This is a genomic window from Bacillus sp. UNC69MF (assembly GCF_000746035.1).
GTDB lineage: Bacteria > Bacillota > Bacilli > Bacillales > Bacillaceae > Bacillus > Bacillus velezensis.
In genome coordinates this window covers 782,131-801,425 of sequence record NZ_KN050798.1, presented here as the reverse complement: position 1 = coordinate 801,425, position 19,295 = coordinate 782,131, and the positions used below count along the sequence as shown (strand labels likewise).

Here is a 19,295-nt window from a genome sequence, read left to right as displayed (position 1 = left end):
ACTTCATTCATTAAAATGTTACAGCTAATCTTGCGTTAGCTATTTTTTCATACGGAATATTGACCCGTTTCTTTCTTGTTTTGACCGTCATCTCTATTGTAACAGTTTGTCCATCGAATTCAGCCAATTTGCCTTCAAACACTTTTAAACCGTCAATCGGTTCGTACGTTTTCATGTACACATTTTTGCCCAGTGATTTTTCGAAGTCGGCTTTTTTCTTTAATGGACGCTCGGCTCCAGGAGAAGATACTTCAAGAAAGTAGTTCTGGGTGATCGGATCGGCCTCATCCAGCTTTTCGCTTAACGCTTCGCTGACTTTGGCGCACTCCTCAATATCAACACCGTTCTCGGAATCAATAAACACGCGAAGGAACCAGTTTTGACCCTCTTTGACAAATTCAATGTCTACGAGTTCAAGCTGAAGGTCATCCAGTATGGGCTGAGCCATTTCTTGAACGGTATCAGTCACTTTTTTGCTCATGTTTTTCCTCCTTGTGCTGTCGATATCATATCAGCCGTTCCTCTGCATAAAAACCCTGCTTCAAAAGAGCAGGGGCATTGAGAAAACGATGGACATGTCGAGGCAAAATTGCCTGTTCAATACAAAAGAGCGGGTTTCCCCACTCTTTGCCTCGGTAATCGTTAGCATTTCCAATAAAACTATACCATAACCATATATTTAATGCAAATCAAACTCCGCCCGGAGGCTGTGCACAAAGCTTAAAACAGAGACAGCTGATTTTGGTCCGGAAGCGACTCAAGACAGCCGTGACGGTCTAAATACTCTAAAATGGTTTTTGACACTTTTCCGCGTTTTTGAAGATCCTCTTTTGAAAGGAACTCCCCTTCCTTCCGCGCTTTCACAATATTGAGAGCGGCGTTGGTTCCGAGTCCCGGAATTGAGTTGAACGGCGGGATGAGACTGTTGCCGTCAATGATAAATTCCGAAGCGCTCGAACGGTATAGATCGACCTTCTGGAAGGAATAGCCGCGCTCACACATTTCAAGCGCAAGCTCTAACACGGTAAGGAGGTTTTTCTCCTTCGGCGAAGCATCAAGCCCTTTAGAGCTGATATCATCCATCACCGCTCTGATGGCAGTCGAGCCTTTAATCATTGTATCAATGTCAAAGTCATCTGCGCGGACGGTAAAATACGCAGCATAATATAAAAGCGCGTGATGCACTTTAAAGTATGCAATCCGCACCGCCATCAGCACGTATGCGGCGGCGTGGGCTTTCGGGAACATGTATTTGATTTTTTTGCATGAATCAATATACCAGTTCGGCACATTGTTCTTTTTCATTTCTTCTTCCCATTCCGGCGTCAGGCCTTTGCCTTTACGGACGAATTCCATGATTTTAAAGGCCAGTGAAGGCTCAAGGCCCTGATAGATCAAGTAAACCATAATGTCATCACGGCAGCCGATCACTTCGCTCAGTTCACACGTATTGTTGTGTATCAGTTCCTGCGCATTGCCGAGCCATACGTCCGTTCCGTGAGAAAGCCCGGAAATCTGGACAAGCTCGGAGAACGTCGTCGGCTTCGTATCCTCAAGCATCTGCCGCACAAATCGCGTCCCGAATTCAGGAATGCCGAGCGTCCCCGTTTTACAGCCGATCTGCTCTTCAGTAACGCCGAGCGATTCTGTGCCTTGGAAAATCTTCATAACTTCCGGATCATCTGTCGGAATCGTCTTCGGATCAATTCCGCTTAAATCCTGGAGCATCCGGATGACGGTCGGATCATCGTGCCCCAATATATCAAGCTTCAGCAGGTTGTCATGAATGGAGTGGAAGTCAAAATGAGTCGTTTTCCATTCAGACCCCGTCGCATCTGCCGGGAATTGTATCGGTGAAAAATCGTAAATATCCATGTAATCCGGGACAACGATAATCCCCCCCGGGTGCTGGCCGGTCGTTCTCTTAACGCCGGTGCAGCCTTGCACCAGACGGTCGATCTCCGCGCCGCGCATGTGTAGGTTGTGATCGCCCGCATAGCCTTTCACATATCCGTAAGCCGTCTTTTCCGCGACGGTGCCGATCGTTCCCGCGCGATACACGTTATCTTCACCGAACAATACTTTCGTGTAGTTATGGGCATGCGGCTGATACTCACCTGAGAAGTTCAAATCGATATCGGGTACTTTGTCACCTTTAAAGCCTAAGAACGTTTCAAACGGGATATCATGTCCGTCCTTTTTCAAAGGGGTGCCGCAAGACGGGCAGCTTTTATCCGGAAGGTCAAAACCGGAACCGACTGATCCGTCATTAAAGAATTCGGAATATCGGCAGCTCGGGCACACGTAGTGCGGAGCGAGCGGGTTCACTTCAGTGATTTCCGTTAAGGTCGCCACAAGCGATGAACCGACGGACCCCCGGGAGCCGACGAGATAACCGTCATCCAGAGACCGTTTTACAAGCTTATGAGAGATGAGATAAATAACGGCGAATCCATGACCGATGATACTTTTTAATTCTTTTTCTATTCTCGCTTCCACAATTTCGGGAAGCTCTTCACCGTAAATGCTTCTGGCGCGCTGATAGCTCATTTCACGGATTTCTTCATCGGCCCCGTCAATTTTCGGCGTGTACAGATCGTCTTTGATCGGTTTGATCTCATCGATCATCGAAGCGACTTTCTGCGTATTGTCAACCACGATTTCTTTCGCTTTTTCCGCACCGAGGAAGGAGAAAGCCTCCAGCATTTCATCTGTCGTTCTGAAGTGCACTTTAGGCAGTTCGTGTCTGTTTAACGGGTTGGCGCCGCCTTGGGAAGATATTAAGATCTTCCGGTAAATTTTATCCTCATCGTTTAAATAGTGGACATTTCCCGTAGCCACGACCGGCTTATTCAATTTTTCTCCGAGCTTCGTAATGTTGGCGATGATTTCTTTCAGCGCTTTTTCATCCCGGACGAGCTCAAGCTGCAGAAGGTGTCTGTATACTTCCGGCGGCTGCACTTCAAGATAATCATAGAAGGATGCGATATCTTCAACCTCTTCAGGAGATTTTTGCATCATGCCTTCAAAGACCTCACCCCTGTCACAGGCAGAGCCGATTAACAGACCTTCTCTGTATTTATTAAGCTGCGACCTCGGAATGCGCGGCACTCTGTAGAAATATTGAATATGAGAAATGGACACGAGCTTAAACAGATTTTTAAGGCCGGTCTCATTTACGGCAAGCAATGTAGCGTGATAAGGTCTTGATCTCTGATAAGCATTGGATTGTCCCATATTCTCATTCAGCTGATCATGATAAAAAATGTCTTTTTCAGCGGCATCTTTGAGCATTTTCAACAGCAGGTAGCCCGTTGCTTCAGCGTCAAAAACCGCTCGGTGATGCTGGGTTAATTCGATATCAAACTTCTTACATAACGTATTTAAGCGGTGATTTTTAAACTCAGGATACAGGAAACGCGCGAGTTCCAGCGTATCAATGACCGGATTTTTCGCTTTTTCCGTTTTCAAAAGACGCTTGTACGCCACATTTAAAAATCCCATATCAAAGCTGGCGTTATGAGCCACAAGCACGTCATCGCCGATCCATTCTTTAAAATCCCGGACGACGTCAACGACATCGGGAGCGTCGCGGACCATGTCGTCCGTAATCCCGGTAAGCTCTATCGTCGTTGCTGACAGCGGATGGTGCGGATTGGCAAACGCTTCGAATTTATCGATAATTTCTCCGCCTCTTATTTTGACTGCGGCAAGCTCAATGATGGTGTCATACACTGCGGACAGACCTGTCGTTTCAACGTCAAAGACAACGTATGTGTCTTCTTCCAGGAGACGGTGAGCTGGATTGTATGCGATCGGCACGCCGTCATCTACGATATTGGCTTCCATTCCGTAAATCATTTTAATGCCGTGTTTTTTCGCGGCGGAATAGGCATCCGGGAAAGACTGCACAACGGCATGATCAGTTAACGCAATCGCTTCATGTCCCCATTTTTTCGCCTGTTCGACAAGCTTTCCGATGCCCGTTACAGCATCCATTTGGCTCATCGGAGAATGCAGATGAAGCTCAACCCGTTTTTCGCCTTCAGGAGCGGTGTCTTCACGGGTTTTGGCTTTTATTTCATTCACGTCATTTGCAATCATAACGAGGTCTCTAACGAATGTATCGTTTTGAATGCTTCCCCGCGCCTTCACCCACATGCCTTTTTTCAGCGTTTTCATCAAAGCGGCGTCTTCTTTTTCTCTGGCGAACATTTTTACTAAAATGCTGTTTGTATAGTCCGTGATTTTGAAAATGCAGAGCGTGCGTCCGCTTTTCAGCTCGCGTGTTTCAGCATCAAACACAAACCCCTGCACCGTAATTCTTCTTTCTTCATCCATGATGCTGTCTAGCGTCCGGATTTCTTCGTTCTCTTTAATTTGATAGCCGATGACAAGCGGTCCGGACGGTGCCTGATCCTCATCGCCCTCTTTTTCCTTCTTCTCCATCTCGATAAGCGCTTGCATCGCCCGCTCCTGATCTTCAGCAAGCTTTTGCTCGCGGAATTTCTGGACTTCTTGGTCAGATACGAAAATTTCGGTATCCAGCTGAAGTTCCGGAAAGCCGAATTGGCGGTAGCTGTGCTGAATCAGTGCGCTGTATTTATTTTTGAGCGCAGATGCTTCTGTATCTGTTTTTGTTTTCACGATCAGTTTGTTTCCCTTGAGCTTCGGCTTCTGCTGATTCAAAAGAGCCACCATCGGCGGCGAGGTTCCTTCAAGCTCTTCAATACAGCGTGTCCAATAATCCTGTACAAGCTCCTCTGTCACTGTAGGGTCGATGACCTGAACAGACGATGTGACACGGGCGATGTGAGCAAACGATTGTGTTAACCTCATCATGAATGAGTCATATATTTGATAAGGCAGAAGAGCCTTAAAGCGAAATTGGAAATGCCAGACCTTTTCTGCTTTATGGATTGTCAGTTTATCAATCTCTCCGTCTTCAAAGTATGTCATGAAGGTATCATCTGTCATATTAAGCTGCTGCAGAAGAATCTGAAACTGTCTTCTGTTTACTGATAACTGTTCCATTCAGACAGTATCCCTCCCTTAAAACATCATAAGTGAAGGTACCTCCGCAGGTGATGAGGTACCTTCTTTTTTCTCTATTTTAACATGATTTTGTATGATTCGTTATGGTGTTTACTTCGTCTTAATAAATTCAGAAAGCTCATCCACTGAAACTTCGGCAGATTCACCGGTTTTGCGGATTTTCACTTCTACGATGCCTTCATCGGCACGTTTTCCGACAGTGATGCGGATCGGAAGGCCGATCAGATCAGAATCAGCAAACTTCACGCCTGCGCGTTCAGCGCGGTCATCGTATAATACCTCATAACCTTCCGCCTGGAATTTGCCGTAAAGCTGTTCAGCAAGCTCTTTTTGCGCTTCGTTTTTCATATTCAGCGCCAAAATATGAAGGTCATACGGAGCAACGCTTTTCGGCCAGATCAAGCCTTTTTCGTCGTGATGCTGTTCAGCGATGGCTGAAAGCATTCTGGACACGCCGATTCCGTAACATCCCATCAGCATCGGCTGCGCACGCCCGTTTTCATCAAGGTATGTCGCATTCATCGCTTCAGAGTAACGCGTGCCGAGTTTAAAGACTTGTCCGACCTCAATCCCTTCAGCGAAACGGATCGTGCCTTTTCCGTCAGGTGACGGATCGCCTTCCTGAATGATTCGAAGATCGGCATACGCTTTTACTGACACGTCACGTTCGATGTTTACGTTTCGGTAATGACGGTCTTTTTCATTCGCGCCGCTAACGGCGTTTACCATTACTTTTACGGCTTGGTCGGCATAAATCTCAATGTCGCCGGCAGCGCCGATCGGCCCCGCAAATCCCGGCTCCGTGCCAAGTTTCTCTGCTACTTCTTCATGAGACGCAAGCTCAACCACTTCCGCGTTCAGAAGGTTTTTCACTTTCACGTCATTGACCTCATGATCGCCTCTTACTAACACGAGAACAAATCGGTCATCAGCTTTAAACAGCATTGATTTGATGCAGGCGCTCGGCTCGATCTGCAAGAACGAAGCGAGCTCTTCAATGCTTTTGACATTCGGCGTATCAATTTTCTCCAATGCCTCGGGTGTTTCATCTGACGGCTCGCTGTTCATGACAACTTCCGCCATTTCCGTATTGGCTGCGTAAGAGGATCCATCAGAATAAGCGATGGTATCTTCCCCTATTTCAGAAAGAGCCATAAATTCATGCGTGTCTTTTCCGCCCATCGCGCCCGAGTCGGCAATAACGGGACGGACGTTTAATTCACAGCGTGCGAAAATGCTGCTGTATGCGCCGTACATATTTTGGTATGTTTCCTCCAGACTTTCTTCAGAAGCATGGAAAGAATACGCATCTTTCATGATGAATTCGCGTCCGCGCAATAAGCCGAAACGCGGGCGTTTTTCATCTCTGAATTTAGACTGGATCTGGTAAAGAGTGAGCGGCAGACGCTTATAAGATTTCACCTCATCACGCACGAGAGAAGTAATGACTTCTTCATGTGTCGCGCCTAAAGCAAATTCACGGCCGTGGCGGTCTTTCAGACGCATTAATTCAGGCCCGTACGTATACCACCTGCCTGATTCCTGCCATGTTTCAGCCTGCTGAAGGGCCGGCATCAGCATTTCCACCGCGTTGATTTTTTCCATTTCTTCACGCACGATCTTCTGAATGTTTTGAATGACCCTGTAAGCCAGGGGCATGTAGCTGTAAACCCCGCTCGTATTTTGTCTGATAAATCCCGCTCTCAGCAGAAGCTTATGGCTTTTTGCTTCAGCATCAGCCGGCACTTCTCTCAGGGTCGGAATAAGCGTCAAACTTTGTCTCATGTCTTCGCACCTCTGATTTTTTACTAGTCAATTATAAGAATAAACGCTGGATATCGTTCCATGTGACAACCAGCATAAGAAGCATTAAGAAAGCTACGCCGATAAATACGACAAATGCTTCCTTGTCACGGTTTATCGGCTTGCCGCGGATTGCTTCAATGAATAAAAACAGCAGCCGCCCGCCGTCAAGCGCCGGTATCGGCAGCAGGTTGACAATTCCCAGGTTGATGCTTAAAAACGCCGCAAACTGGAATAGGTTGATAATACCGGTTTTTGCAACTTGATCCGTCATATCATAAATGCCGACAGGACCCGAAAGCATATCAAGCTTAAACTGGCCTGTCACAAGTTTGCTCAGATTGGTCAGAATCGCTTTTGTGACATCAACGGTAGATGTCGCGCCATAGGCAATCGCTGCAAGCGCGCCTTTTTCAGTCGGCGCATAAGAGCCGAAGCGGCCGATTGTTTTTTTATTTTCATCTTTTACAGCTTCAGGTGTAACCGAGATATGAAACGATTTGCCGTCCCGTTTGACGGCGACATCGATTTTTTTTCCGGGATTTTCTTTTACCGCTGTCACGATGTCGGTCCATGACCTCATTTTTTCACCGTTAATGCTCTGGATATAGTCGCCTTCTTTTAAACCGGCAGCCGCTGCGCGTCCATTGTCTGTCAGCTTCCCGAGCTCAGGCTGATTCGAAGGCACGCCTTGAATGAATCCAAGCATGACGAGAATGACATACGCTAAGATGAAGTTCATTATCGGACCGGCAGCAATCGCCTTAATCCGCTTCCATACGGGTTTAGACCCGAATTGTCGATTGTAAGGCGCAATCTGCACTTCTTCTCCGTCTACGATAAAAAAAGAGGTCTGACTGACAGTAAAGCCCGCCAGTTCATCTTCTTTCCCCTGCTCGTACCCGGTAATCTTCATTTCGTGCTCAAGATCAGCCGTCTCCACCTCGATAATTAAAGCGTCGGGATATTTTTCCTTTTGATTAATGATGACTTTTTCCACTTCGTCATCTTTATTAAAAAGAAGCCCGACGGTATAACCGGGTTTGACTTCGATCATCTCCGGGTCTTCACCGGCCATGCGGACGAACCCGCCGACCGGAAGGAGTCTGATCGTATACACGGTTTCATTCTTTTTAAATGAAAAGATTTTAGGGCCGAAGCCGATCGCAAATTCACGGCAAAGGATTCCCGCTCTTTGGGCGAGCAATAAATGCCCCAGCTCATGGAAAAAAACGAGCGTTCCGAAAATAATAATAAACGCGATAACTGTATTCACGAACATACCACCTTATGTGAGTATTGAATTAACGTATCCCCGGGTGTCTTTGTCCACTTCTTGGATATCCGCAAGACTCGGATCCTGAATTACGCTGTGGCGGTCCAATGCTTTTTCAATCAGGTCCTCAATCGATAAGAATGAAATCCGTCCGGCAAGAAAAGCGGCAACGGCTTCTTCGTTGGCCGCATTTAAAACCGTCGGCATCGTTCCCCCTATTTTACCTGATTCAAAGGCAAATTGTAAGCAGCGGAACCTTTCAAAGTCAGCTTTCGCAAAATGGAGGCTTCCGATCTCCCATAATTCAAGCCTTTTTGTTTCAGGCAGAGGCAGCCGGTCCGGATATGTCAGCGCATATTGAATCGGCACCCTCATGTCCGGATTTCCGAGCTGGGCGATGACGCTTCTGTCGTGAAATTCAACCATCGAATGAATGATGCTCTCCTTATGTAATACAACGTCAATCTGTTCATACGGAATGTCAAACAGCCAATGCGCCTCAATGACTTCAAGTCCTTTATTCATCATTGTAGCCGAGTCAATCGTAATTTTTGCGCCCATCGACCAGTTCGGGTGGTTAAGGGCGTCGGCAATCGTTACAGACTCAAGCTCCTGCCGCGTTTTATCTCTGAAACTGCCGCCGGATGCCGTAATGACCAGGCGCTCGATATTTTTGCACTGTTCGCCTTGCAGCGCCTGGAAAATAGCGGAATGTTCGCTGTCGACCGGAAGAAGAGGAACACCGTATCGTTTTGCGTGTCCTTTCACTATATGCCCGGCAGTGACGAGAGTTTCCTTATTTGCAAGCGCAATTGTTTTTTTCTGTTCAATCGCTTTCAAAGTCGGGATTAAACCGACGCTTCCAAGCAGCGCATTGACCACGATATCGACTTCGTCCATGACTGCCGCTTCAATCAGGCCTTCTTCTCCGATGCCGATTTGACATTCATGAGAAAAAGACGCTTCTTTCACTTTTTGATATGTATCCATGTCGCCGACTGCTACATATTTCGGCTGAAACGTTCTGATCAACGGGATCGCTTTCTCGGCGTTTTTACCGAAAGTCATCGAGACGAGACGGAACTGATCTTGATGCATGCGCAATACGTCTAACGTCTGCTCCCCTATTGATCCTGTTGCTCCTAAAAGACAAATATTCTTCAAAATGCCACTCCCATTCTATGCGTCCAGATCGGTCTTATTTTCATATTAGCCTTTCTCATGAAAAAAGCGCAAGCAGAAAGTATAAGAACGGCATGACAAACAAAAAGCTGTCAAATCGATCTAAAATGCCGCCGTGCCCGGGAAGGATTTTTCCCGAATCCTTCACATCATAGTGTCGCTTAAGCGCTGATTCAACCAAATCCCCGATCTGTCCGAACACAGACAAAACAAGCGTGATGACCAAAAGAACCGGGTATGAAATCGGAAGGTGCGCAAACAGCTGAAAAACAGCCGTAAAAATAAGGGCGATGACAATACCGCCGAGAAACCCTTCCACCGTTTTGTTGGGACTGATTTCGGGCCACAGCTTCCGCTTCCCGAGCGACTTTCCGACGAAATATGCGCCTGAGTCCGTTGACCATATGACAACGCAGGCATAAAAGATATACAAAAGCCCGTTTGTTTCAATGTTTCTGATTTCAATAAAATAATGAAAACACAGTCCGATATATACCGTCGCGAGAACGATAAACCCGACTTCGTCAAACGTAAAGGTGTTTTTCACGAGCACCGTATAGCTGAGCAGAATCAATACGGCGAAAATCGTTACTTCCATTTTCGCATCGAAAAAATGATACTTGTCCGGCATCATATACAGCCATAACAACAAGAGGCTGATCAGACCCGGAAAAGAAAAAAATCTGAGCTTTTTCATCCGCAAAAGCTCAAAAAGCGCTATACTTCCCATCACGTAAACAAATACGGTGAACGGCAATCCTCCGAAAATAACCAAAAATAAAAATAATGCCGCTGCCAGAACACCTGTTAACAATCTTTGTTTCATTTCCACCATCCTCTAAATTCCGCCAAACCTCCGGCCCCGCTGCTGAAATTCTCCCACTGCCTGCAGAAAGTGATCTTCTTTAAAATCGGGCCACAGGACATCTGTAAAAACAAATTCACTGTAAGCCACCTGCCAAAGCATAAAGTTGCTCAATCTGATTTCTCCGCTCGTTCTGATGAGCAGCTCCGGGTCCTGGAGTGATTCTGTCATTAAATGCCCGGAAAAGAGCGCTTCATCAATGTCTTCGATATTCAGCGTGCCGCTTTTCACCTGTTCAGCCAGTGCTTTTGCCGCATTGACGATTTCCGTGCGTCCGCCGTAGTTCAAAGCGAAATTGAGAATCAGCCCGTCATTTTGTTCTGTATCTTTTACGGCCTTCTCAATCGCCCTGTACGTATGAGAAGGGAGCGCGGATTCATCTCCGATAATTTTCACCTGTACATTTTCCTCTATTAATTCAGGAAGATACGTATTCAGGAACTCTTCCGGAAGCTTCATCAAAAAGTCGACTTCCATCTTCGGGCGCTTCCAGTTCTCCGTTGAAAACGCATAAAGAGTCAGAACTTTAACGCCGAGCTGACTTGCGAGCTTTGTCACCCTTTTTACCACTTTCATTCCTTCATGATGTCCTGCAATCCGAGGGAGTGAGCGCTTCTTCGCCCAGCGTCCGTTTCCGTCCATAATAATGGCAATGTGTGCGGGAATTTCACCCTTCAGTATGTCTTCTTTTGTATACCGTTCTAAGTTGGAAGCCGCATTCTGCTGATTCTTCCAATTTTTGAGTATGTTGAGCATGAGATTCCTCCGTCACCCAAAAAGGTTGCGTTGCTGATGATCAATGTAATCAACAGTATTAACAAAAAAACCCCCTGTAAACATGAGAGGGTCTTTTCACATTATCTATTGTACATAGTTTTTCATTAAACTTCCATGATTTCTTTTTCTTTGTCCTTCGTGACGCTGTCAATTTTTGACACATATTCATCTGTCAGCTTTTGAACGTCTTCACTGGAAGCACGAAGCTCGTCTTCTGTAATGTCTCCGTTTTTCTCAAGTTTTTTGAGGTCATCGTTGCTGTCACGGCGGACATTACGGACTGCTACTTTCGCTTCTTCCGCGTATTTTTTCACGACTTTGACAAGTTCTTTACGTCTTTCTTCCGTCAGAGCCGGAATCGCGATGCGGATAATTGTGCCGTCACTTGTCGGCGTTACGCCAAGATCAGCTTTCAGGATCGCTTTTTCAATATCGCCGATTGCCGTTTTGTCATACGGTGTGACAACAAGCATACGCGCTTCAGGCACATTGATGGAAGACAGCTGGTTTAAAGGTGTTTGGGCACCGTAGTATTCTACTGTCACTTTATCCAATAGAGATGGGTTGGCACGTCCTGCGCGGACTGACGCCAATTCACGTGAATAAGCGGCAACCGCTTTTTCCATGCGTTCTTTTGTTTGTGTTAATACTTCGTTTGACAACGTTATTTCCCCCTTACGATCGTTCCGATTGATTCGCCGATTACGGCACGCTTAATATTTCCTTCTTCCATAATAGAAAAGACGATCAGCGGAATATCATTATCCATACATAGTGAAGAAGCCGTAGAATCCATGACTTCCAGCCCGTCTTTTAACACATCGAGATAAGATAATTTTTCGTATTTAACGGCTGACTCATCTTTTCTCGGATCAGCATTATACACACCGTCGACATTATTTTTCGCCATTAAGATCACGTCCGCTTCGATTTCAGCGGCACGCAGCGCTGCGGTTGTGTCCGTAGAGAAATAAGGGTTTCCTGTTCCCGCGGCAAAAATAACAACGCGTTTTTTCTCCAGGTGGCGGATGGCTTTTCTTCTGATGTAAGGCTCAGCGACCTGACGCATTTCAATTGATGTCTGCACTCTGGACTGAATTCCGAGCGTTTCCAGGCTGTCCTGCAGGGCAAGTGAGTTCATGACAGTAGCAAGCATGCCCATATAATCGGCCGTCGCACGGTCCATTCCTAAGTCACTGCCCGTTTTTCCGCGCCATAAGTTGCCGCCGCCTACGACTACGGCCACTTCGACGTCAAGCTCAGCGATTTCTTTTACCTGTTTAGCGATGGATTGGATGACAGTCGGATTAATGCCGTTTCCCTGCTCTCCTGCCAATGCTTCTCCGCTAAGCTTTAAAACGATACGATTGTATTTTGGTTTTTCCATAATAACCTCCAAGTGTAAACATTGCCGTTTCCTATTATGCAAGAGAAAAAAAGGTTTGTAAATATAGTTTTAAAAATAGGGAACACAAGTAGTGTCCCCTATACTGCCTGAAAAGCCGCGAAAGATTCGCCAAGGCTTTCCGCCATTATTTTTTCACTTGGTTCATAACTTCTTCAGCAAAGTTTTCTTGGCGTTTTTCAATACCTTCTCCAACTTCGTAGCGGACGTAAGTTTTAACAGATGCGTTTTTCGCAGCCACAACTTGTTTCACTTTTTCGTCTGGGTTTTTAACGAAAGCTTGGTCTAATAAGCAAATTTCTTCGAAGAATTTGTTCAGACGGCCTTCAACCATTTTAGCTACGATGTTTTCCGGTTTGCCTTCTTGAAGAGCTTGCTGAGTCAGAATCTGACGCTCATGGTTTGCTTCTTCTTCAGACACTTGGTCGCGGGAAATGTAACGAGGATTTACCGCTGCAACATGCATCGCGATGTCTTTTGCAAGATCTTCGTCAGTTGTTCCGCTAAGAACGGATAATACGCCGATGCGGCCTCCCATGTGAAGGTAAGCACCGAACGCTTCGCTGTCTTCTTTTGTAATAACAGCAAAACGGCGAAGAGTGATTTTCTCTCCGATTTTAGCAACGTTGCTTGTGATGTATTCTTCAACAGTAGAACCGTTTTCCATCTTTTGACCCATTGCTTCTTCAAGATCAGCAGGAGCGTTTGCAAGAAGGTGGTCAGCAAGCGTGTTCAGAAGCTCTTTGAAGCCTTCGTTTTTCGCAACGAAATCAGTTTCAGAGTTTACTTCTAAGATAACGCCTTTGTTGCCGTCAGTTTTAATAAGAGTAGAACCTTCAGCAGCGATACGGTCAGCTTTTTTAGCTGCTTTCGCAATTCCTTTTTCTCTCAGAAGGTCGATTGCTTTGTCCATATCTCCGTCAGTTTCAGTCAATGCTTTTTTACAGTCCATCATACCAGCGCCTGTTTTTTGACGCAGTTCTTTTACCTGCTGTGCAGTAATAGCCATTTGAATTCCTCCTTATATGTGTAAACAAGATATGTATAGATACATTTTTCTTGAAAAAAGGTGATAAAAGGCAGTCCCTCTTATCACCTTTTGATTAGGTTACGCAGTTGTCGTTTCTGTTTCAGGTGCAGTCTCTTCAGCAGCTTCCGCTTCTTCTTCGCCTTGCTTCGCTTCTAAGATAGCATCTGCCATTTTAGAAGTAAGAAGTTTGACAGCGCGGATTGCGTCATCGTTTGCAGGGATTACGACATCAATTTCATCAGGATCACAGTTTGTATCTACGATTCCGATGATAGGAATGTTCAATTTGCGAGCTTCCGCAACAGCGATGCGCTCTTTGCGAGGATCGATGATGAATAATGCATCAGGAAGATCCTTCATGTCTTTAATTCCGCCGAGGAATTTTTCAAGACGCTCTAATTCTTTTTTCAATTGAACAACTTCTTTTTTCGGAAGTACTTCAAATGTACCGTTTTCTTGCATTTTCTCGATGTCTTTCAGACGCTTAATGCGTTTTTGGATTGTTTCGAAGTTTGTCAGTGTACCGCCCAACCAGCGTTGGTTGACATAGTACATGCCAGAGCGTACAGCTTCTTCTTTAACAGAATCCTGGGCTTGTTTTTTTGTGCCGACGAAAAGGATTTTTCCGCCTTCAGCAGCAAGGTTTTTCGTGAAGTTGTAAGCTTCCTCTACTTTTTTCACTGTTTTTTGAAGGTCAATGATGTAGATTCCGTTACGCTCCGTGAAAATGTAACGCTTCATTTTTGGGTTCCAGCGGCGTGTTTGGTGGCCGAAGTGAACACCAGCTTCAAGCAATTGTTTCATAGAAATAACTGACATGTGATTTCCTCCTAATAAAATGGTTTTTTTCCTCCGCTTAGGTCATTTTTGTGCAGAACTGCCGTTTGCAGCACCCTCTGCATAAATCGTTAAGCGTGTGTATTTAACACCAAGACATAATATAACACAGCTTTATGCGACAATCAAGAATCCTTTACAGCTTTGCCGCGAAATTTTAAAAACAGCTCGATTTCTGTCTTTCCGCTCTGCATCCGTTTGGCGATTTCCGCGGGGGTGAGCCCTTGTTCATATAATTCTGAAACACGTTCTTCAAACGAATGCGCACCGTTGTTTTCATCACTTTCAGCCCGTTCCGTTGCACTGATGAGCTTTTCCATGTGGTCCGGAATATCAGGCTCTTCTTTCGGTTCCGGCCGGGGTTCGGCGTCTTCGTCCGGCGCTTGACGGCTTTTTGCGTCTTCGAGTCTTTCATTTTCTTCTTTCAGCTCAAGCAGAAACGCTGCAAGGGTGTTTTCCGTCTCTTCAAGAATCTTCTTCTGCTGGCGCTCCGTCTCCTTGAGGGCTGAAAACCTCGTGTACAGAATAATGACGGCATAAAGCAGTACGCCGTGAAGCACAAAGCTTAAAAGCCATAATAGTGTTGACATGTTTTTCACTCGCTAACCATGAGTTCATTATTGAATTACTTTTTCAAGCAGATGTTTTAATTTAAACAGCGCCTTTGAATGAATCTGTGAAATCCGCGACGTCGAAAGGTTCAGGACTTGTCCGATTTCGGTCAAAGTCAGTTCTTCTTTATAGAATAAACTGACGACAAGCTGCTCTTTTTCAGAGAGCTCGTGAATTTTGCCCGCAAGCTGAGCGATCAGCTCGTCCTTCATGATTTTTTCTTCCGGCGGCACATTTTTGTCATCTCTGATCATCACTTGAATATTCTCACCGTCATCCTGGTCGTGAAGCTTTTCATCAATTGATAAGAGATTGGCAAAAAACCCTTCATTCATCGTTGATACTACGTCCTGCTCCGTCATCCCCAGCTCTTCTGCGATCTCTGAAGGCGTCACATTCCGAAGGTAGCGCTGTTCAAGTTTTTCGATCGCCGCTTCGACTTTTTTTGTCTTCTCCCGTGAAGTTCTGGGCAGCCAATCTTCTTTACGCAGCCCGTCGATGATTGCACCGCGAATTCTAAACGAGGCATAGGTATCAAATTTTAAATCCCGGCCGGGGTCAAATTTTTCCAGGGCATCATATAAACCAAGCATACCAAGGCTCATTAGATCGTCTTTATGCACCGATTTCGGCAGTCCGACGGAAATTCTGCCGACATGATATGTGACCAGCGGCATGTAACGGCGCATTAAATCATCACCGGCTTTAGGATCTTTCCACTCTTTCCAGCGCGACCAAAGCACCTGATCTTCATAATTCAAGGATTGCATTGTTATCCCCCTACCTCATACCTTTATTAAATCGTTGTTTCACCTTGTTTAACAGTTCGAATGTGCAGCATGCAGGACTTTGGCTCAAATTCAATCGTCCGGCCGCTTGAGCCGCCCGTATCTTCACTGATGACCGGAATGTTATACAATGAAAGCTGCTCTTTGATGGCCGCTACATTCCTCGGACCGATTTTCATCAGGTCGTTTGTCATTTTAAACTTAAACATCTCCGCTCCCCCGGCGAGTTTTGCCTTCAGGGCAAACTTGCGGCAGCCGGCTTTCAAAAGCATATCAATCGTCATCTTAACGGCGGTGTCCGCGTATTTTGCACGGTTGAGCTCCGCCGTTTTTGATAAACCGGAGTCCGGCAGCATGACGTGAACCAGTCCTGCCGTTTGTTTGTCTTTATCGTATAAAACCAGCCCTACGCATGAACCGAGTCCCGAGGTCCGGATTTTATCCGGGTAACGCGCGACTTGAACATCCGCAATCCCCACTTTAACGACTGCGGCTTCCGCACGGCTCATAAAGCCGCACCCAATGAGACGAAGAGCTTTTCAAAAGAATCATAGTCCGGGAGCATAAACATGTGGGCTTTGAGCTCCTGCCGGCTGCCCTGGTCAAAAATAGAAGTATCCACGACAATGGCATGCTCTCCGACTTGGCTGAGTTCCATCAGCCCTTCACTGATAACCGCGCCGAACATATCAAGTGAGATTTCCGGCACGCTCGGGTAAATCTCAAGCTTTGTCAAATCAGCCAATGCCGTTAAATAGGAACCTGCTAAAATATTGCCGAACTCATGTAAAGCAGAAGAACTCAAATGATCTTCGCCCAACTGGTCAATATCAAAATCCGGATTTCCGATCAGCTCTCTGATAAACTGTTCCGCCTGATGAAAAGGCATGATGAGAAAGATAGAGCCGGTCATGTCGCCTTCCATTCTTAAAAAGATACTGGCGACCGGCGTTTCAGCCCCGCCGAAAAAATCAGCGAGCTCATCAAATGTCAATAAAGTCGCAAACGGCACTTCCATGTCTATCTTTCTGTTCAGCAGCTGAGCCATTGCAGAAGCCGAGTGACCCGCCCCGATATTTCCGACTTCCCGCAAAATATCCATCTGCTCTTCTTTGATCGCTTCAAACTTACTCATGTTGTCTTTTCCCCTTTAAGCATTAGGCTCTCCGGACGCAGATGCCGAAGCACCTTTATCCAGCACCGCATGCGCATCGATAATATTGAGGAGCCTGTTATCTTGCTTGACGATCTGTTTAATCCACACATCCGTTTCCTTTGTCTGGCTTTCAGGCGCGGATTCGATTTCATTTTCATGTACGGTGATGACGTCATTGGCCTCATCCACGACCCATCCGACATCGGCGTCACGATAAGAAATGATGATAATCCGAGTCTCTTCTGTGATGTCCTGTTCAGGCTGATTCAGACGTTTTCTTAAATCAAGAACCGGGGTAATCACTCCGCGCAGATTGATAACGCCGCGGATATAAGATTCCACACCCGGGACCCTCGTCGGTTTTTGCCACTTTTCAATTGATTTCACCTGGGAAACTGAGATAGCGTATTCTTTCCCGTTTATCATAAACACAATCATTTTTTCACCTGTCTTGATTTCAGCAGTCATTCGGGCACCTCCTCGTGTCGTTTTAGTAGATCAGCGCATTGCAATCAATAATCAGCGCCACTTCTCCGTTTCCGAGAATCGTAGCGCCGGAAATCGCAAAGACGTTCGTCAAATAGTCGCCGAGTGATTTCAGTACGACTTCCTGCTGTCCGATAAAAGAGTCCACGACAAAAGCAGTGGATTTATCGCCCTTTTTCACGACGATTACATGGAACTGATCGGCATCCTGTTTTGAATCCGTAATGCCGAATTCTTTTTTCAGATAGACGATCGGAACGATTTGGCCTCTGAAATCAATCACTTCTCTGTCATGCGTCTGCAGGATATCTTTCTTATCAATAACAGCCGTCTCTATAATAGAAGAAATCGGTATCGCAAACGTCTCTTCTTCCAGTTTAATGAGAAGAACGGATATAATTGAAAGTGTCAGCGGAAGCTGGATACTGAAAAGAGAACCTTGACCTTCCGCGGATTTGACACTGACAGAGCCGCCGAGTGATTCGAGTTTATTTTTTACGACATCCAGGCCGACGCCCCGCCCTGAAATGTCAGAAATTTGATCGGCAGTCGAGAAGCCCGGAGCAAAAATAAGCTCGTAAATCTCATTATCTTCAAGCGTTTCAGCATCACGTTCGGTGATTACACTCCGCTCGAGCGCTTTTTCAAGAATTTTCTTTCTGTTCAGGCCGGCCCCGTCATCTTCAACCTCAATAAAGACGTGGTTGCCGCTGTGATATGCCTTAAGCACGACATGACCTGATTCCGGTTTTCCTTTATTCACCCGCACTTCAGGCGATTCAATGCCGTGATCGATGCTGTTTCTGATTAAATGGACAAGCGGATCGCCGATTTCATCAATCACCGTGCGGTCCAGCTCCGTTTCAGCTCCGATGATGGACAATTCGATTTTCTTGTTTAATTCCTTTTGAAGCTGGCGGATCATTCTCGGGAAACGGTTAAAGACGGTTTCTACCGGCACCATCCGCATATTAAGAATAATAGACTGAAGGTCGCCCGAGATTCTGGTCAGGCGTTCAACAGTTTCAGTCAGCTCATTGTGGTCAAGCTCTTTGGCGATCTGCTCAAGACGTCCGCGGTCAATGACAAGTTCTTCAAAAAGGTTCATTGAAGAATCCAGTCTTTCAATGTTGACGCGAATCGTTTTCGAGCCGCTGTGATGCTTCGGCTGTTCTTCCGTTTTCGCTTGCGGCTTAGGCTGTTTCTCAGCCTTTTTAACCGGAGCTTCCTTCACCGGTTCAGCCGCTTGCGGTTTTTCGGCCGTTTTTAACGGCGCACCGGCAGAAATTTCGACATTCTCCACTTCTGAAATGCCGCTGATGAGTTCTTTAATTTCTTCAGCAGGCTGCTTTGTCAAGAAACACACCTGAAAATCCGTTCCGAAATCTTCCGTCTCAAGCACTTCCGCGGCGGGTATTGTTTTTGCGACTTCCCCGGCTTCATTCAGCTTTTCAAATATCATGTACACGCGCACGGCTTTGAGCATGCAGCTTTCATTCAGGGAAACCGTTATTTCATAGCGGCTGAATCCTTGCTCTTCCGCCTCTTCAATAACAGTCCGTTCGAACTCATCATAATTCCATTCAGTTGAAGCCTGTTGTTTTGAAGCCGGCGGTTCTGCTGTTTCGGCTGAAGCCGCAGTCTCATGCACCGCATTTACGTCGAGCTTCGCACTCACTTCAGAAATATCACGTTTGCCGTCTCCTCCGTCAATAATGGACTGCACCATCTCTTCAAGATGATCAAGCGCTTCAAACAGCACATCCAGCCAATCTGATGTAACGGGCATTTCTCCGTTGCGGATGGCGTCCAGCACATTTTCCATCAGGTGGGTTAAATGCGCCAGATCTGTATATCCCATCGTTGCGCTCATGCCTTTCAGCGTATGGGCAGCTCTGAAGATGTCATGCACAAGCTGAAGGTCTGCCGGATCTTTTTCCAACAGCAGCAGCTTTTCGTTACATGTCTGTAAGTGCTCTTTACTTTCATCAATAAAGACATCTAAATATTGATTCATATCCAA

At 46.1% G+C, this 19,295-nt stretch carries 17 protein-coding genes; all 17 read right to left on the bottom strand.

The window, feature by feature from the left end:
- Positions 1-10 precede the first annotated feature (10 nt).
- The 17 genes from rimP to cheA all read right to left on the bottom strand — a co-directional run bounded on the left by rimP (position 11) and on the right by cheA (position 19,295).
- Positions 11-481, bottom strand: a complete 471-nt coding sequence (gene rimP / locus BR62_RS0116080; protein ID WP_007409801.1) for a ribosome maturation factor RimP — start codon at positions 479-481, stop codon at positions 11-13.
- Between the two features lie 239 nt (positions 482-720).
- Positions 721-5,034: a PolC-type DNA polymerase III gene (locus BR62_RS0116075; protein ID WP_025284735.1), complete on the bottom strand. Its 4,314-nt coding sequence runs from the start codon at positions 5,032-5,034 to the stop codon at positions 721-723.
- 111 nt (positions 5,035-5,145) lie between these two features.
- The gene (gene proS, locus BR62_RS0116070; RefSeq protein WP_032871496.1) at positions 5,146-6,840 is read right to left on the bottom strand and encodes a proline--tRNA ligase; all 1,695 of its coding nucleotides are present in this window, start codon (positions 6,838-6,840) and stop codon (positions 5,146-5,148) included.
- 31 nt (positions 6,841-6,871) lie between these two features.
- A complete protein-coding gene (gene rseP, locus BR62_RS0116065; protein WP_007611459.1) occupies positions 6,872-8,140 on the bottom strand; it encodes an RIP metalloprotease RseP in 1,269 nt (422 codons plus the stop codon).
- A 6-nt stretch (positions 8,141-8,146) separates the two neighbouring features.
- Positions 8,147-9,298, bottom strand: a complete 1,152-nt coding sequence (gene dxr / locus BR62_RS0116060; protein WP_032871494.1) for a 1-deoxy-D-xylulose-5-phosphate reductoisomerase — start codon at positions 9,296-9,298, stop codon at positions 8,147-8,149.
- Positions 9,299-9,353: 55 nt separating this feature from the next.
- A complete protein-coding gene (locus tag BR62_RS0116055) occupies positions 9,354-10,151 on the bottom strand; it encodes a phosphatidate cytidylyltransferase (RefSeq protein WP_007409796.1) in 798 nt (265 codons plus the stop codon).
- Between the two features lie 3 nt (positions 10,152-10,154).
- The gene (locus BR62_RS0116050; protein WP_007409795.1) at positions 10,155-10,937 is read right to left on the bottom strand and encodes an isoprenyl transferase; all 783 of its coding nucleotides are present in this window, start codon (positions 10,935-10,937) and stop codon (positions 10,155-10,157) included.
- A gap of 125 nt (positions 10,938-11,062) precedes the next feature.
- Positions 11,063-11,620, bottom strand: a complete 558-nt coding sequence (gene frr / locus BR62_RS0116045; RefSeq protein ID WP_003154212.1) for a ribosome recycling factor — start codon at positions 11,618-11,620, stop codon at positions 11,063-11,065.
- Positions 11,621-11,622: 2 nt separating this feature from the next.
- Complete coding sequence (gene pyrH / locus BR62_RS0116040; RefSeq protein WP_003154213.1) at positions 11,623-12,345, bottom strand: UMP kinase; 723 nt, start codon at positions 12,343-12,345, stop codon at positions 11,623-11,625.
- 145 nt (positions 12,346-12,490) lie between these two features.
- Positions 12,491-13,372 carry a translation elongation factor Ts gene (gene tsf, locus BR62_RS0116035; RefSeq protein WP_007409794.1) on the bottom strand — a complete coding sequence of 294 codons (882 nt, stop codon included), beginning with the start codon at positions 13,370-13,372 and terminating at the stop codon, positions 12,491-12,493.
- A gap of 99 nt (positions 13,373-13,471) precedes the next feature.
- Positions 13,472-14,212 (bottom strand): 30S ribosomal protein S2, encoded by a 741-nt coding sequence (gene rpsB / locus BR62_RS0116030; RefSeq protein WP_003154215.1) that lies wholly within the window; start codon positions 14,210-14,212, stop codon positions 13,472-13,474.
- 143 nt (positions 14,213-14,355) lie between these two features.
- Positions 14,356-14,820: a DUF6115 domain-containing protein gene (locus BR62_RS0116025; RefSeq protein ID WP_032871491.1), complete on the bottom strand. Its 465-nt coding sequence runs from the start codon at positions 14,818-14,820 to the stop codon at positions 14,356-14,358.
- A gap of 27 nt (positions 14,821-14,847) precedes the next feature.
- Positions 14,848-15,612 carry an RNA polymerase sigma-28 factor SigD gene (gene sigD / locus BR62_RS0116020; RefSeq protein WP_003154217.1) on the bottom strand — a complete coding sequence of 255 codons (765 nt, stop codon included), beginning with the start codon at positions 15,610-15,612 and terminating at the stop codon, positions 14,848-14,850.
- A 26-nt stretch (positions 15,613-15,638) separates the two neighbouring features.
- Positions 15,639-16,139: a chemoreceptor glutamine deamidase CheD gene (gene cheD / locus BR62_RS0116015; protein WP_003154219.1), complete on the bottom strand. Its 501-nt coding sequence runs from the start codon at positions 16,137-16,139 to the stop codon at positions 15,639-15,641.
- On the bottom strand, positions 16,136-16,765 hold the full coding sequence (gene cheC, locus BR62_RS0116010; RefSeq protein ID WP_003154222.1) for a CheY-P phosphatase CheC: 630 nt from the start codon (positions 16,763-16,765) through the stop codon (positions 16,136-16,138). The genes cheD and cheC overlap by 4 nt, the downstream gene beginning before the upstream one ends.
- 15 nt (positions 16,766-16,780) lie before the next feature.
- Positions 16,781-17,254, bottom strand: a complete 474-nt coding sequence (gene cheW / locus BR62_RS0116005; protein WP_003154225.1) for a chemotaxis protein CheW — start codon at positions 17,252-17,254, stop codon at positions 16,781-16,783.
- Positions 17,255-17,276: 22 nt separating this feature from the next.
- Entirely contained in the window at positions 17,277-19,295 is a 2,019-nt protein-coding gene (gene cheA, locus BR62_RS0116000; RefSeq protein WP_007409792.1) for a chemotaxis protein CheA, read from the bottom strand.

Excerpts from the sequence above, each read along its gene's own strand:
- rimP (WP_007409801.1), bottom strand. The coding sequence starts at position 481 with ATGAGCAAAAAAGTGACTGATACCGTTCAAGAAATGGCTCAGCCCATA.
- BR62_RS0116075 (WP_025284735.1), bottom strand. The coding sequence starts at position 5,034 with ATGGAACAGTTATCAGTAAACAGAAGACAGTTTCAGATTCTTCTGCAG.
- cheC (WP_003154222.1), bottom strand. The coding sequence starts at position 16,765 with ATGAGTAAGTTTGAAGCGATCAAAGAAGAGCAGATGGATATTTTGCGG.
- cheW (WP_003154225.1), bottom strand. The coding sequence starts at position 17,254 with ATGACTGCTGAAATCAAGACAGGTGAAAAAATGATTGTGTTTATGATA.
- BR62_RS0116025 (WP_032871491.1), bottom strand. The coding sequence starts at position 14,820 with ATGTCAACACTATTATGGCTTTTAAGCTTTGTGCTTCACGGCGTACTG.
- BR62_RS0116055 (WP_007409796.1), bottom strand. The coding sequence starts at position 10,151 with ATGGTGGAAATGAAACAAAGATTGTTAACAGGTGTTCTGGCAGCGGCA.
- sigD (WP_003154217.1), bottom strand. The coding sequence starts at position 15,612 with ATGCAATCCTTGAATTATGAAGATCAGGTGCTTTGGTCGCGCTGGAAA.
- tsf (WP_007409794.1), bottom strand. The coding sequence starts at position 13,372 with ATGGCTATTACTGCACAGCAGGTAAAAGAACTGCGTCAAAAAACAGGC.
- pyrH (WP_003154213.1), bottom strand. The coding sequence starts at position 12,345 with ATGGAAAAACCAAAATACAATCGTATCGTTTTAAAGCTTAGCGGAGAA.
- BR62_RS0116050 (WP_007409795.1), bottom strand. The coding sequence starts at position 10,937 with ATGCTCAACATACTCAAAAATTGGAAGAATCAGCAGAATGCGGCTTCC.
- rseP (WP_007611459.1), bottom strand. The coding sequence starts at position 8,140 with ATGTTCGTGAATACAGTTATCGCGTTTATTATTATTTTCGGAACGCTC.
- rpsB (WP_003154215.1), bottom strand. The coding sequence starts at position 14,212 with ATGTCAGTTATTTCTATGAAACAATTGCTTGAAGCTGGTGTTCACTTC.
- proS (WP_032871496.1), bottom strand. The coding sequence starts at position 6,840 with ATGAGACAAAGTTTGACGCTTATTCCGACCCTGAGAGAAGTGCCGGCT.
- cheD (WP_003154219.1), bottom strand. The coding sequence starts at position 16,139 with ATGAGCCGTGCGGAAGCCGCAGTCGTTAAAGTGGGGATTGCGGATGTT.